Origin of the sequence: Lentzea sp. NPDC042327 (assembly GCF_040647275.1) — a bacterium.
Lineage (GTDB): Bacteria > Actinomycetota > Actinomycetes > Mycobacteriales > Pseudonocardiaceae > Lentzea.
In genome coordinates this window covers 372084-387380 of the sequence record NZ_JBEZBX010000002.1, presented here as the reverse complement: position 1 = coordinate 387380, position 15297 = coordinate 372084, and the positions used below count along the sequence as shown (strand labels likewise).

Here is a 15297-nt window from a genome sequence, read left to right as displayed (position 1 = left end):
ACAAGTGGGGGTATTCGGCGTCTTCGAGGCGGTCGACTACAAGCAGTGGTTCGCGTTGGCGGAGTTCGTCGACAACTCGATCCAGAGCGCACTAGACCTCTGGGAGCGACACAACCTCGCAGCCCCTGTGCACGTCACGATCCAAACCAGCAGCGGGTCCGACGGCAAGATCATCGTGAAGGACGACGCAGGTGGCATCCCGCTTGCGCGGTTCGCCTCCGCGTTCGAAGTAGGCACCCCGCCTCCCGACGCCAGTGGCCTATCCGTGTACGGCATCGGCATGAAGAGCGCAGCTGCATGGTTCGCCGGTAGGGTGCAGATCACCACGACCGCCTTCGGCGAGGAGGTCGAACGAACAGTTGAGTACAACTTCCCCGACATCGTCAACAAGGGGTTGCAAGACCTTGAAGTGACCGAAGTTCGGGTTCCCGCAGAAGACCACGGCACCAGGATTGTGCTGTCAGACCTGCGCAACCCCATCCGGACCAAGACTCACGGCAAAGTTCGCGACCACTTGCGCAGCATCTACCGCCACTTCATCCGGAATGGATCGTTGATCTTGACCTACGACGGCGAGACGCTCCAGTACGAGGAACCTGAGGTGCTACGCGCTCCGTTCTACCGTAGCGGTGTTGACGCAGTGGAGTGGCGCAAAGAACTTGACTTCGTGCTCAGCAGCGGTGAACGTGTGACGGGGTTCGCTGCGGTCCGCAAGATCGGTCGCGCCAACGGGGCCGGCTTCAGCTTGTTCCGCCGCAATCGCGTGATCACAGGGCTTGAGGATGACCCATGGCGTCCGACAGAGATTTTCGGTCAAGGCAACAGCTTCCGAAGCCAGCGTGTTTTCGGTGAGCTGCACCTCGACGACGTCAAGGTGACCTACAGCAAGAACGGCTTCGTCTGGCAGGCGTCCGAAGAGGAGCTGGTCGAGCAGCTCAGGCAACACCTCGACAGTGAGCCCCTCCCGCTGCTCAAGCAGGCGGAGGGATACCGCGCACGTGAGGTGACGCCACAGCAACGTCAAGCAGCTGTAAAAGCTCTCGGCTCCATGGGCCCAGCGCTCGAGAAAGCTGTCAAGCACGAGCTTCCGGAACGCCTCAAGGCTCCGGTACAGCCTGCCCCCAAGCTCACGCCTCTGGTTCCGGCAACGAACAACGCCCGGATCGACGGCTTGGCCGCTGAACAAGTCCTCACCACGTCGGTTGATGGCACGACCTGGGAGATCGTGCTCCGTCTCGTAGACCGTGGCGACGACTGGATCTCACTCAAGGACATTCCGGCCACCACAGCTCCATCTCCCAAACGCCTCATCGTCGAGATCAGCCTCAACCACCAGTTCATGCGCAACTTCGGTGAGCGCGACGCAGTCGAGTCAGAAGCAGTTCTCCGCGTCGCCGCTGGGATCGGGCTCACCGCTGTGACGGCGCGCGAAGCTGGCGTGGACGGGCCCATGTACATGCTTGACCAGCTCAACCGGCTCATGTCCGGAAGCCTTGGCAGGAGGTAGTCACCCGTGGAGACGCTGGTCGAAGAATCGAACAACCCCTATGGCGTACACGCAGCGCTATGGCGATGGAACCCGCGGATTGACGGGTCCAACTTCGCACGCTTCTTGGAAGCATCAGGCCTACCTGACGACGCCAAGGAACAACTCCGCAGCTTCACTCCCAGAGTCCTGGGCCAATGCAGCCCTCCTCAGGAGGACGGCCGCTCCACTGGACTTGTCATCGGCAAGGTTCAGTCGGGAAAGACCAACTCGTTCCTCGCTCTGTCCGCCCTTGCGAGTGACAACGGGTACCGCCTGATCATCCTGCTGTCGGGAACCAAGAACATCCTGAAGAGCCAGACCTACCGCCAGGTGGTGAGCAAGCTTTCACGCGGTGACCGAAGCTGGAAGGTGTTCAACTTCGAACCGGGCGCGAACGACCTCGACTTCGACGCGACCCTCCAGACAGCATTGTCGCCAGTGGTGCCCAGAACTCTCGTGGTGACAATCCTAAAGCGCACTCGTGCGGGTGCAGGGTCATCAGCGGAGGAGGGTATCCACCGGCTTGTGGCCTTGCTCAAAAATTCCACCCAAGCTGAGGAGCTACGTCGGCAGCCCGTTCTCATCATTGATGACGAGGCAGACGAAGCGAGCCTGGACAACTCCGCGCATGCGCGGAGGAATGGCCGGCTCGCCGGCCCGACCACAACCAACACTGCGATCAACAGACTTACCGACCTGTTCGACAGGCACGCCTTCATCCAGTACACGGCAACCCCTCAAGCCAACCTGCTCGTCGAACTCACTGAGAACCTGTCACCGGACTTCTGCGAACTCCTTCCTCCAGGAGCCGGATACTGCGGAGCTGAGGAATTCTTCCCGCCTGACAAGACGACCTACTGGGTTGAGATCCCGCCCGATGATGTGGCTGCTGTGGACCAGCAGTCGGATCAGCCACCGGTGTCGTTGAAAGATGCGATTCGCTTCTTCTTCGTCGGTTCTGCGTTGGAGGAGCTGACAGACGGTGGAAACCCGAAAACCCGGAGCATGCTGGTGCACCCGCACCGCCTCACACCGTCTCACGAGCTCGCTCAGCGCTGGGTCCAGAACATCGTCACCTGGCTGCGCCGGTCAGCGGAGCATGCGTTGCTGAAGCCAAAAAGCTACCTCGCCGAGGAGTTCTACGAGCAGGTCACAGCAACACTTGGCGTGCTCGACGAGACTGTGTCTACGACGCAGGTCGTACTTCACGATCTGACGAGCAAGCTTCTTCAGCGCCTCCACGACACCGAGATTCGCGTGATCAACTCTCGGAAGGCGGCAGAGGACATCGGTTGGGAGGACACATCCTCGTGGATCTTCGTCGGCGGTGATGTTCTTCAGCGCGGCTTTGCATTCCAGGGGCTCACGACCACCTGGATGTCGCGTGGGCCGGGTACCGGACAGGTCGACGTGCTGATGCAACGGGGCCGGTTCTTCGGCTATCGCCGCGACTACCTCCCCTACTGCCGAATTTGGTTGCCGCGCGGGCTGTACGAGGACCATTACGCCCTCTTCGCCCGACATGAGACGACCCTGTGGCGTTCAGTGCGGAACCACATCGCGAAGGGTCTGCCCATGACGGCGTGGTCGCGCATGTTCTGGCTCGACCCCGGCCTCAGCCTGTGCCGCCGGACCAGCCAGTGGTTCCGGATGCGACCAGTAGCTGAATGGCTGAGCCAGACCACTCTGCCTTGTGCTGACGAAGCTGACGAAGCTGCCAGGAACGCCGCGCTGGTGCAAGATCTTCGCGACTCCGTGCAGACCTGGCAGATGGGCTGGACTCCCCCGAACGGAGAACCGGCGCGGAAGCACCGTTTCGCAGAGGTGCCGTTGAAGCAACTCGCTGATTTCATCAGCAGTTATCGATTTTTCGGCGGTGACGAGGTTGACCACGCTGTCATCGAGGACTTGATCGCTCATCTCAGAGACGAGGAACCAGATGCGGTCGGCATCGTAGTCGACATGCGCCCTGAACGCCGCGCACGCCGTTCTACCCGTAATGGAAGAGTGAGCCAGATCTTCCAAGGTCGAGGCAATGACCGCGATCCGGCGTCCCTCCGGTTCTACCCCGGCGACCGTGAGTTCAGGGCCGGCGGTGAAGGCATCCCGCAGCACAGCGACGACCTGCTGACGATCCAGCTGCACGACATGGACCTGACTGCGGATGGTGTAAGCCTCACTGGTCCAGGCGGTTACCTGCATCGTGGGTGCCCAATGCTCACCGCCTGGCTACCTGAGGACATGCGCAGCTACCGCCGGCAGACGTGATGACCCTGACCTACGTGGACATACGACGTGTCTTCGACCGGCTCACATTGCCAGCCGAAAACACGTTTGCCACGTCGTACGCAACGGAGCAACTAGTTGGTCCGCACATCCGGCTGGCCAAGACACGCGACGGGATGCCCGCTCTAATCATCTCCGAGTTGACCAAGTTGGGCATCTCCCTGCCAGACAGGCACTACGCGAACATTCGGCTCCGTCACGGGCGGGTGCTCCGACTCCTCAAAAGCCAGGAACCCGCTGCGTACTCGGTGCTGGAATGCGTCGCTCACGACCGAGCTGTGCAGGACTGGTTCCTGCGGTTGCTGCCAGCGTTGCTCGAGCGGGTCGGTGATCTCGGAGCTGATGCGCTCAATGACCAGGTGGCCTGGCTCAACGAGCTTTTCCGCAGCTTCGACTCAGCTGCGAACAAGAACATGACAGGTATTTGGGCAGAGCTGTTCCTGCTGCACGAGATCGCCGACCCGGTGTTCGCCACTACCGCATGGCACTCGGACAGCACCAGCCGTTACGACTTCACCGACAGCGGTTACCAGGTTGAGGTCAAAGCATCAACCCACGCGGAGCGCAAACACACGTTCTCCGCGTCGCAGCTCGCGCCCGCATCACAGGTTCTCGTTGCCAGCCTGGTTCTCGACCAGAGCGACAGAGGGCCTAGTGTCCTGGAGCTGTACCAGCGAACTGCAGTGAGGCTGGGAGATGCCAAGGAGGCGGGCGACAAGCTGCATCGCCAAGTCATGACGCTCGTTGGTCCGCGCATCGCCGAAGCGGATGACACGCGCTTCGATATGCAAGCGGCTGCCGAGAACCTGCGCCTCTACAGAGCGGAGGACATTCCCCAGGTCAGCCCGCCGTTCCCGAGCGGAGTCTCAAACGTCCGCTTCACGTCAGAGCTCACCACAGCGGCTGAAGCCCCCGCTGCGCTCGGCGAGCTGAGCGGTCTATGGGCACTACTGCTCGCAGTCCGTTCGCGAGCTCGCTGACCGAACTCCCCACAAGGACGGTATCCATCGGCTCGTCGGTGGCGACGGGTTTCTGCCGTGGTGACGGACCCTGCCCTTCACCTGGGTGTGCCTTCTTGGCTCCGACCAAGCCGAGGAAGCGAGCCGGCACCGGCGCAGGAGGTACCGCCTCGGGCACCTCGCCCTTGACGTGCTTCCTCAGGAACTTCAAGTTCTTCCTCTTGGGTGGCTCGCCGTAGAGGTGGGTGATGAGAGCACGACCAACCACCTCTGCGAGCAACGGCGGCGTGGCGTTCCCAGCCTGTTTCACGTGCTGACGGTGGTTGCCCGCCAACTTCCAGTCATCAGGGAAGCTCTGCAGCCGCAGACACTCCCGCGAGGTCAGCGGACGGTTGTCCCAGTGGAACGGCCCTGTCGAGGGTCCAGGGCTCGCGGAGAGCGTCCACGCAGGCTGGTCTTTCGCGAGCTTCAGCAGGAACGACCAGTAGCGCGTGCGATAGCCGAACAGCTCATCCCCAGCACCGCGAGACGTGAGGTACTGGTAGTTGCCACCCTCAGGGATGGAGGGCAGCAGCTCCGTCCATGTTCCTTGACCAACCGGGAGATCATCCTCTTTGAGGTCTGCCAGCACATCCCAAGCTCGAACCGGGTTGTCCGCATAGTTCGCCTCGGGCCAGCTGAACTCTCGACCATCCTTGACAGCGACCGCGATCACGCGGTTGCGACGCTGTGGCACGCCGTAGTCAGCGGCGTCCACCACCCGCGGGACCAGCTTGTACGAGGTGCCGTGGTCTGCATTGATCTTCTTCAGGCGCTCGTTGATGAAGGGAGACGCCGAGATCTCACCGCGAAGGAAGCCAGCCACGTTCTCAATCAGCAGTGCCTTCGGCAGGAACTTCTCCACCAGGTCCAACATGGCGACCACAGTCTGGGCACGATCGTCCTTCATGCCCAGGCGGCCGGTGTTCGCCCACTGCGCAGCCATGGAGAACGGCTGACACGGTGGGCCACCAGCGATGAGGTCCAGCTCGCCCACCTTCAGCCTGAGGTCTTTCGGCTCGAGCGTCTTGGCCGCTTCCGTCACGTCACTGCAGTCCAGCTGCTTCCACTTGGGACGGTTGAGCCTCAGCGTGTCTCGGCAGGTCTGGTCAATCTCCAGACAAGCCACCGTCTTGAAGCCAGCAGCCTCAAGCCCCAGGTCCAGACCTCCCGCCCCGCTGAAGAGCGAAAGAACCGAGCCGCGGACACGCCCCACGCTAGCTCTCCTTCTGAAGTCCGAGTTGCCCGACAACCGGGCGACTGCTGGTACGAGCTCAACCCATGCAAGGTGCTGATGTCAAGAACTAATATCATCTAACACAGGATGGGGAGGGCGATGAACCCCGTCTGCAACCGAGGGCACACAACCGCTGACCTGCGGTTTTCTCCCATTTAGACCCGAAGGCCGCTCAGCTTCGGCGAGGTTGCAAGTGGCTCGAGTCAACTTCGACCGGTCCACGCAGCCGCCACGCGCCACGCGCGAACGCGAGGTTGCCCGTGATGGTGAAGGGCAGGTTGTTGGTATGCGCAAAATGGCCGAGGTGTAGCCCTCACCGCTCAGTAGTATGTGGACCTTCCGCGTCCGTCCACATACGTCATCGCTCAGAGCGATCGCCGTCTCCTCATGGTCGTCGTCGTCTCCTCATGGTCGTCGTCGTGTGTTGACGCCTGCCTTGCGAGCGAGCGAACCTGGCCGACAAGGGTTCTGCGCGCGGCGGCTCCCTCAGGATGCAGGAGGCGCTCTTGAACCAGCGGCAACCCGACCATGGCGCTGCGGCTGCCCGTAATGTGGGAGGTTGGAACATTCGGTTGTGGCTCGCCCGTGAAGGTCAGGTCCAGCTCGCGTAGCGTGTCAGCCTCACTGAGATTCTGCATCGGCCCCACCAAGCTGGCGCTCTGACTTACTCAGCGGCGTCGTCGGCGACCTGCGGATCCAGCTCACCGACAGTTTTTGGCGGCGACGAGCCTGCGCTGAGGCCTTTACAACTTGTCGAGCGAATGATGTCGTATGTGCACAGTCGCAGATCACCCAGTCAAGTGAGGACCATGAAGACGGCCCATTCTGCTTGACGTGACCGAGCCTGACCTCCCCATCGAGGAACTCGTCTCAATCATCTCGACCAGAGGGTCGTCATCCTGCGGCGACACGAATACCCTGAAGAGAGCCTGGTCGTGCCGCTTGCCGTGAATGAGCTTCTAAGAAATTCTCCCCGAGAGAGACAACTAGCAAGCCATCGTCGAACAATATTCGATGACTGAGCCGCCTTCGTATCACAGATTCCCTCGTCGGCTACAGAAAACCAGCAGCACTTTTGCCGCGCAAAGCTCCTTACGGCAGCCCAGTTGATTGTCACTCGAGCAACGCAGTTCCTGGGCACTCCACCCAGCAGCCACTCACCCCACGATGTGCCGCAGCTGTGCCAGCAGGTCGCTGCGGCTCGTGCTCCCCAGCCGCTGCCGCATCCGCGCCATGTGGTGCTCGACGGTCTTGGCCGAGATGAACAACCGGTCCCCCACCTGCTTGTACGTCATCCCCTCCAGCACCAGCCCTGCGACCTCGCGCTCGCGTTCGCTCAGCTTCCCGGCGTCCTCGACCACGACGGGGGCGTCGGCCTCGGCGCGGCGGGCGGACACCGGGCGGCCCTGGAGCAGGCGGGCGCAGTCGAGGAGGCGGACCATCGCCTGGCGGTCGGAGGTGCGGATCGCCGCCTGACCGGCCAGGCGCGCGGCGTCCCACCACAGGCCGACGGCGTGCAGGCTGCGGGCGGCCTCTTCCACGCGGTCGGCGTCGACCTCGCCGGCCACGACGTCGAGCCAGCTCTCGGCCGCGGTGGAGATGATCGCGCAGTAACGGCTGTGGTCGCGGGACGCCGCCAGCACCGCCGCGTGTTCCTCGGCGGAGGTGAGGTCGTCGTCGATGATCGCGGCGTGCAGCAGGCTCCAGCGCAGCTGCGTGGACCACAGGGGCGGGGTGCCGAGCGACTGGAGCAGTGCCAGGGCCTGGGACAGGTGCGGGGCGAGGCGGTCCTGGTCGCGCAGGCGGGCGGCGGCCGCGGCGAACTCGCCCAGCGGCAGCAGGGAGAACAGGTCGACGGGGTGGCGGAGCACGGCCTCGCAGGCCTGCTCCCAGGTGCGGCGCAGGGTGGCGAGGTCGCTGTTGCGGCGGGCCACGCCCACCTCCAGGGCCACGGCGAAGATCCAGTCGCGGGGCTCGAACGTGCCGCGGACGGACATCAGGGTCTCGCGGGCCACGGCGAGGTTGCCGCGCAGCATGTGCAGCCAGGCCTGCAGGAGCCGGTGGCGCACGGACATCAGGACGCCGCCGGTGCCGGCCTCCACGGCGCGGTCGAGGACGGACTCGGCGACGTTCGGCTCGCCGCAGTGCAGGGCGACCAGCGCGGCCAGCGACGCCGGGCTGTCGGGGAGCAGGACGGCGCCGCCCGCCGGTTCGAGCAGGGAGGATGCGCGGACCAAAGTGGACAGTGCGGCGGTCTCGGAGCCGGAGACGGACTGCCGGACGCCTTGCAGCATCAGGGATGCGGCGCCACCCAGGAGGGTCGGGGGCTGGGCGGGGGTGTCGTCGGACGGGGTGCCGGTGCCGAGGGCGCCGATGCCGGCGAACGCCGCGGCGTAGGGGGTGGCGGCCCAGCGGAACAGCTCGGTGCTGCGGGCCAGCTGGCCGCGGTGGGCCAGCGCGACGGCGGCCACCTCGGCCGCGGTGCGGCGGTGCGGGGAGTCGGGGGCGCTGATCACCTGGTCGGCCAGGCGCAGGGCGGAGTCGAGGTCGCCCGCCATCGCGGAGGCGGTGGCCCACTGGGCGGCCGTGTCGGAGGGGACGACACCGCCGCCGGTCGAGGCCTTGAACAGGCGCGCGGCCAGTGCCGGGTCGGAGGACAGGGCCTCGCGGGCGGCCGCGGCGAAGACCGGGCCGCCGATGCCGGTGTCGACCAGCGGGCGGACCAGGTCGAGGACCGGGCCGCCGCGGTCGAGCTGCAGCTGGGCGAGGCGCTGGCGGACGGCGATGCGGCGTTCGGTGCGGGTCAGGGCGCCGACCGCGCGCTGCGCCAGCGGCAGCAGGGTGCCGTCCTCGGCGAGCAGGCCGGTGGCGCGTGCGGCCTCGATGATGTCGCTGACCTCGTCGAAGTCCTTGTCCAGCAACGCCGACAGCAGGTCGAGGCGCTGGGCGGCACCGGCTTCCGCGGCCAGCAGGAACTTCTGCAGGTCCGGGTCGAGCCAGTCGAGGTCGCCGCGGAACGCCGACAGCACCTCGGCGGTGACCTCGGAGGCGGCACCGAGCCGTTCGACGTACGCGGGCACGCCGCCGGTCTGGGCGTGGACGAAGTCGACCACCGGCCGCGGGGCGTGCAGGAGCTCGCGGACCTGGTCCTTCGAGAACGGCGCCAACGGCACCACGACCGCGCCACGGGTCAGCTCGGCCAGCACGGCACGGCGCGGCCACGGCCGGTAAGCCAGCACCAGCAACGGTTCCGCGGCCAGCGCGCGCAACGCGGCGTCGTCCAGCAGGTGGGCGTCGTCGACCACGCGGACCGCGGGGTTGCCGATCTCACCGAGGAACGCTGTCTTGCCGTGACCTCCGGGCGCCGCGACGACCACGCGCAGGCTTGTGCCCGGCGCGGCGTCGTTGATCCGGTCGAGGACACCCCTGGTGGAGTCGTCCAGCACCAGTCGGGCTCGCGTGGTCACGCTCAACGGCCATCCTCTTCTGTGGGGGGAAGTCAGTCGGAACGGGAGCCGGACCGGCGACCGGTCGGCTTCAGCACCCGCGTCACGCGCTTGGACCGCGGCGGCGGCAGCTCCAGCGGCGGGACGTCCACGGGCGGGCGCGGCGGCGGTGCGGTGAACTCCTCGTCGTCGGGCTTCTGGACCTCGCCGACCGGGAACCGCAGGGACGCCTCGCGGGTGTGCACGAGCACGGACGTGTCGCTCGGCTCCGGCTCGGCCTCGGGGCCGACGACCACGAGCCGCGCGGCGACGGCGGCACCCTTCGCGACCGAGTGCTCGGGGGCGGCCTCGGCGAGGACCCGGCAGTCGACCGTCGCGGACAGCGCGTCACCGATCACCGGTGTCCGCACCGCCCCACCGACCATCAGCACCGCTTCCGGCCGGTCCGCGCCGACCGCGCGCACGAACGTGCTGACCAGCTGGTCCACCGCGGGCCGCAGCTCCTCGGCGAACTCGTCGCGGGTCACCTCGGCGCCGGCCACCACGACCGCGGGCCCGAACGCCCGCTTCGCCGCCTCGCACTCCGCGGCCGACACGAACGCGTCCTTGCCGAGCCGGCCGCGCACCAGCGCCGCCAGCACGTCGTCGAAGTCGGCGCCGGCCGGGTGGTCGACGGCGTCGACGTGGTTGAGCAGCTCGAACGTCCTGCCCGGGGTGCGCCGCACGACCGAGGCGGAGAACGCGTGGCTGCCGAGCGAGAAGACCGCCAGGGTCGAGCCGGGCAGGACGCGGGCGAGCACGGCGTGGTTCTCCGCGGCCGCCAGCGGCTCCGGCACGAGCGTCACCTCGGGCAGCCCGACCTGCCGCAGGGCGGCGTGCAGCAGCCCCCGGCGATAGGGGCCCCACCCGGCCGGGTGAGTCACGGCCACGTGCCGGGGCTGTTCACCCTGTCGGGCGACGACCTCGCTGACGACCCACAGGACGAGCAACGCGGTCAGCTCCTCGGCCGGGACCACCTCGGGACCCAGCGAGAACGGCACCGCGTCACCGATCCGGCGGGCGAACCCGGAGGCGAGCCAGCCGCCGGGGTCGACGTCGCCGACCGAGAACGTCCCGGCGTCCGTGAGCTGCAGCAACGAGGGCACGACCAGGGCGATCTCGGCGTCCCGGCCGCCCTCGAGACGGCACGCGGCAGCCGTGGTGCGGGTGGTGCCCACATCGACTCCGAGTACGTACGACACGTCTCTTCCTCACCTGTTCGCAGCAGCGACCAGTACCTACACGGGTGAAGGAAGCACGCTCAAGCGATGCCCCTAACCCCTTAGGGGGTCAACGAGCGTCACCCCATCGGGGAACGGGGATTCACTGGGAGTTATCCCCGATGTTCGAGACGGGCCGGTTCTCCTACGTTCTGCGACAGCCAGCCGCCAGACCCCGACCCGTGCTTCCACCAGGAGATCCTTCGATGATGTCGTCGCCCGGCACGCTCCACGACTTCGTGCTCAACCTGCTCAGCGACCCGGCGCTGAAGGCCGCGTTCGCGGCGGACGCCCAGGGCTGCCTGGAGCAGGCCGGCCTGGCCGACATCACCGCCGTGGACGTCCAGGAGGTCATCCCGCTGGTCCTCGACCTGGTCCCGGACGTCGACGGCCTGCCCGCCGTGGACGGTGTGGACCTGGACCTGCCGGCCGACGAGCTGCTCGCGGACGGTCCGCTCGGCGCCATCAGCCAGCTGCAGGCCGTCGCGTCTCAGCTGACCTCGTCGGGCCTGTCCCTCAGCGACATCCACACCTCGTCGGCCGGCGTGCTGGCCGCGGACGGCAACGGTCTCAACATCATCGCCGCCAACCGGACGCTCGGCGAGTACACCTCGACCAACATCGGCCTGGACGGCGACTTCTCCGCCGTCGGCGACGTGGCGAGCGTGCTCGACCAGACCACCTCCCCGCTCACCGGCTCCGTCCTCGACGTGGCCGACACCGGCGTCTCGACGATCGACTCGGCCGCGCTGGACACCGTCTCCTCGGTCGTCCCCGGCACCGACTCGGTGGTGGGCCACCTGGGCGGCGTGACCGGCCTGGCCGACGGCCTGCTCGGCACCGTCGGCGGCGGCGACGCGGGCCTCGGCAACGTGCTCGGCGTGTCCGGCCTCGACGACCTGTCGCACGGCGCGCTGAACGTCCACTCGACCGAGACCGTCGTCTCCGCGCAGGGCGTCGCGGGCAGCGTCGTCGGCACCGCCACCGGTGTCGCGCACAGCGCGACCGGCCTGGCCGGTGACACCGCGGGCGTCGGCAACGTGCTCGGCGGCGTCACCGACACCGTCGGCCACGTCACCCACGGCGTGCCGGTCGTCGGCGACCTCGGCCTCGACGGCCTGCTCGGCTGATCTTCTCCCCCTCCCGCACGAGGAACCGGCCCTGTCCCCCCGCGGACAGGGCCGGTTCTGCTTCTCCGGTCCCGGCGGGCGGCCGGTGAGCAACGTCACCCGGCTGCGCCGACCGGCCGCATCGCGCCGGTCGGCACCCGGTTGTGCACTCCAGGCTTTCACCCAGGGGGGTGAACACGGCACTATGCGTCACGTGATGGCACCGCCTTGGCTCGACGTGCTGGACGAGACGATCGGCGCCTGCGTCACGCACCGGCGGCCCGACCTGGAGGCCCGGCTGCGCGAGAAGCGGGCCCAGCAGCTGGACCCCAGGCTGCGCGTCCTGGTCGTCGGCGAGTCCAAGCAGGGCAAGAGCCAGCTCGTCAACGCGCTGATCAACGCCCCCGTCTGCGCGGTGGGCGACGACATCACGACCACCGTGCCGACCTACGTGCAGCACGCCGAGACGCCCTCGGCCGCGCTGGTCCGCAACGCCTCCGCCGGCGGTTCGATCTTCCACGCGCCGACCGAGCGCATCGCCGTGCCGATCGAGCAGGTCACCAAGCAGGTGTCGACGCCGCAGGCGCGCGAGGTCGTGCGGGCCGAGGTCGGCATCCCGCGGGCGCTGCTCGACAACGGCCTGGTCCTCATCGACACCCCCGGGGTGGGTGACACCCGATCAGCGCACACCGCCAGCACGTTCGCGACGCTGGTGCAGGCCGACGCGGTGCTGATGGTGTCCGACGCGACCGGTGAGCTGACCGGCGCCGAGATGACGCTGCTCAAGAAGGTCATGCAGGCCTGCCCGAACGTCACGGTGGTCGTCACGAAGATCGACCTGGTGCCGAGCTGGCGGGCCGTCGTGGAGCGCAACAGGGCGCTGCTGCAACGCGCCGGCGTCCCGGCGAAGCTCATCCCGGTGTCGTCGGCGCTGCGGCTGCGCGCGGCGAAGACCGGTGACCAGGGGTTGAACGCCGAGTCCGGCTTCCCCGACCTGCTGGCGTGCGTGCAGCGCGACATCGTCGCCTCCGCCGACCTGCTGGCCCGCCGCGCCGTCGCCGTGGTCGCGTCCTCCGCGCTGACGCAGCTGGTGACGCCGCTGCGCGAGGAGCTGACGGCGCACGACTCGGCGCGCACCGCGGACACGGTCGCGACGCTGCAGGAGGCGCAGCGCCGGGTCGACGAGCTGCGCCGCCGGTCGGCGCGCTGGCAGAACGTGCTCAACGACGAGATGGCCGACCTGATCTCCGACGTCGAGTACGACCTGCGCGACCGCACCCGCCGAATCCTGCGCGAGGTCGACAAGACCTACGACGAGGCCGACCCCGCGATCGGCTGGGACAAGTTCGAGCAGTGGCTGGAGGACAACCTCAACGAGGCCGCCACCACGAACTTCGCCTGGCTGATGGAACGCGCGGAGTGGGTGGCCGCGAAGGTCGCGAAGAACTTCCCCGTCTACCGCGAGGACCTGCTCCCCGGTTCGGTGCTGCCCGACGACCTGCTGGAGCCGGTCAGCCGGCTGGAGAAGCCGAAGATCGAGCCGTTCTCGGTGTCGCAGAAGCTCTTCACCGGTCTGCGCGGCTCCTACGGCGGCCTGCTGATGTTCGGTCTGGTCACCTCGCTGGCCGGGATGCCGCTGATCAACGTGGTCTCGCTCGGCGCCGGTGCGCTGTTCGGCGGCAAGTCGATCCTCGACGAGAGCGACGCCCGGCTCAAGCGCCGCCAGGCCGCCGCGAAGGCCGCGGCGCAGCGCCACGTCGACGACTTCTTCGTCAAGTTCTCCAAGGACGTCCGCGACTCCGGCCGGCACATCCAGCGTGCGCTGCGCACCCACTTCAGCACCCTGGCCGAGGAGCTCCAGGAGACGTTGCTGGAGTCGGCCCGCAGCGCCAAGCGCGCCATCCAGGACGACCAGACCGAACGGGAGCGGCGGTTGCGCGAGGGCCGCAAGGAGCTCGACAAGCTCGTCAGCCTCTACAAGCGGGTCCAGGCGCTGGGCGGACCGGTCATGGAGCTGTCGGCGTGACCCTGGACCGCGTCGTCTGGTCGATGCTGCAGGAGGCCTCCGCCGTCTACCGCGACAGCCCGCGCGCCACCGGCTGGCTGCGCTCGCAGGTCGAGCGCTACACCGAACCGGTGCGGATCGCGGTGGCCGGCCGGCCGGGGATCGGCAAGTCCACCGTCGTCAACGCGCTGGTCGGCGACGAGTTCGCGCCGCTGGACTCGTTCGTCTGGTACCGCGGCGGGGCGCAGGCGCGGGCGCACGTGTTCGCCGGGCCCGGCCGTCCGCACGAGGTCGCGGTGACCGGGCGCAACCACCGCCGGCACGTGGAGGTCGGCCAGTTCGACCGGCCGGACCGGGTCGTCGTGGAGTGGCCCTCGCGGTCGCTGCGGGACGTGGTCCTGATCGACACGCCGGCGTCGGCGGCCCCGGAGCAGGTGCTCGGCGACGCCGACGCGTTGCTGTACCTGATGCGGCACGTGCAGGACGACGACCTGAAGTTCCTCCAGGCCGCCAACGACCACCCGATCGCCCGCACCGCCGCCGTGCACACGGTCGCGGTGCTCGCGCGGGCCGACGAGATCGGCGCGGGGCGGATCGACGCGCTGTCGTCGGCCAAGCAGATCGCCCGCCGCTACCGCAGGGACGTCGCGGTGCAACCGTTGTGCCAGAACGTGGTCTCGGTCGCCGGGCTGCTCGCGGTGGCGGGCAGGACGTTGCGGGAGGACGAGTTCGCGGCGCTGCGGGCGTTGTCGGCGCTGGGCCGCGAGGAGCTGGAGGACCACCTGCTGTCGGCGGACCGGTTCGTCGGCGAGGTGTTCCCGGTGCCGATGGAACCCGCTGTGCGCCAGGCGTTGCTGGGCCGGTTCGGCATCTTCGGGGTCCGGCTGGTCATCGCGCTCATCCGGCAGGGCTTCGACACGCAGGTGAAGCTCACCGGCCAGCTCGTGCAGCGCAGCGGCCTGGGCGAGCTGCGCGACTCGATCGCCGTGCACTTCACCGAACGCAGGGAGATCCTCAAGGCCCGCTCGGCGTTGCTGGCGCTGGACGTGCTGTTCCGGGTGGAACCGCGGCCGGCCGCCCGCAAGCTGATGGCCGACCTCGAACGCGTGGTGGCCTCCGCCCACGACTTCCGCGAGCTGCGGCTGGTCGCGGCACTGCAGTCCGGGCGCACGAGGCTGCCGGCCGAGGTGCAGGCCGAGGCCATGCGGCTGGTCGGCGCCGAGGGCACCAACTCGTTGGCGCGCTTGGGCTTCGACTACGACGCCGACCCGCGCGAGCAGCGCGAGGCGTTGCTCGACGCGCTGGTGCGGTGGCAGGCGCGGGCCGCCGACGTGCACGCGCCGAACGACCAGCGCCGGGCCGCGCAGGTCGTCGTCCGCAGCTGCGAGGGGCTGCTGCCGCAACTGCCCTGACCGATTCGGCGGGTGGG

9 protein-coding genes are annotated in these 15297 nt (G+C 67.8%); 6 read left to right on the top strand and 3 right to left on the bottom strand.

Going from position 1 to position 15297, the window contains the following annotated elements; genetic code table 11:
• Positions 1–4 precede the first annotated feature (4 nt).
• Genes AB0A63_RS05665 through AB0A63_RS05655 form a run of 3 tightly spaced genes read left to right on the top strand, consistent with a single transcriptional unit; the run spans position 5 to position 4794 of the window.
• Positions 5–1507, top strand: a complete 1503-nt coding sequence (locus tag AB0A63_RS05665; RefSeq protein ID WP_360385707.1) for an ATP-binding protein — start codon at positions 5–7, stop codon at positions 1505–1507.
• 6 nt (positions 1508–1513) lie between these two features.
• Positions 1514–3796 carry a Z1 domain-containing protein gene (locus AB0A63_RS05660; RefSeq protein ID WP_360385705.1) on the top strand — a complete coding sequence of 761 codons (2283 nt, stop codon included), beginning with the start codon at positions 1514–1516 and terminating at the stop codon, positions 3794–3796.
• A complete protein-coding gene (locus AB0A63_RS05655; RefSeq protein ID WP_360386648.1) occupies positions 3796–4794 on the top strand; it encodes a PD-(D/E)XK motif protein in 999 nt (332 codons plus the stop codon). Before AB0A63_RS05660 ends, AB0A63_RS05655 begins: the two co-directional genes overlap by 1 nt.
• Here the strand turns inward: AB0A63_RS05655 and AB0A63_RS05650 are convergent.
• The 3 genes from AB0A63_RS05650 to AB0A63_RS05640 all read right to left on the bottom strand — a co-directional run bounded on the left by AB0A63_RS05650 (position 4706) and on the right by AB0A63_RS05640 (position 10736).
• Positions 4706–6028: a DNA cytosine methyltransferase gene (locus AB0A63_RS05650; protein ID WP_360385703.1), complete on the bottom strand. Its 1323-nt coding sequence runs from the start codon at positions 6026–6028 to the stop codon at positions 4706–4708. The two genes, AB0A63_RS05655 and AB0A63_RS05650, sit on opposite strands and share 89 nt — an antisense overlap.
• A 1178-nt stretch (positions 6029–7206) precedes the next feature.
• Positions 7207–9516, bottom strand: a complete 2310-nt coding sequence (locus AB0A63_RS05645; RefSeq protein ID WP_360385701.1) for a LuxR C-terminal-related transcriptional regulator — start codon at positions 9514–9516, stop codon at positions 7207–7209.
• A 32-nt stretch (positions 9517–9548) separates the two neighbouring features.
• Positions 9549–10736 carry an Hsp70 family protein gene (locus AB0A63_RS05640; protein ID WP_360385699.1) on the bottom strand — a complete coding sequence of 396 codons (1188 nt, stop codon included), beginning with the start codon at positions 10734–10736 and terminating at the stop codon, positions 9549–9551.
• Between the two features lie 224 nt (positions 10737–10960).
• On the opposite strand from AB0A63_RS05640, the gene AB0A63_RS05635 reads away from it, so the two are divergent.
• The 3 genes from AB0A63_RS05635 (at position 10961) to AB0A63_RS05625 (ending at position 15280) form a co-directional block, all read left to right on the top strand.
• On the top strand, positions 10961–11884 hold the full coding sequence (locus AB0A63_RS05635) for an IniB N-terminal domain-containing protein (protein WP_360385697.1): 924 nt from the start codon (positions 10961–10963) through the stop codon (positions 11882–11884).
• Between the two features lie 196 nt (positions 11885–12080).
• Entirely contained in the window at positions 12081–13889 is a 1809-nt protein-coding gene (locus tag AB0A63_RS05630) for a dynamin family protein (protein WP_360386645.1), read from the top strand.
• Positions 13886–15280, top strand: a complete 1395-nt coding sequence (locus AB0A63_RS05625) for a GTPase domain-containing protein (RefSeq protein ID WP_360385695.1) — start codon at positions 13886–13888, stop codon at positions 15278–15280. The genes AB0A63_RS05630 and AB0A63_RS05625 overlap by 4 nt, the downstream gene beginning before the upstream one ends.
• Positions 15281–15297 lie beyond the last annotated feature (17 nt).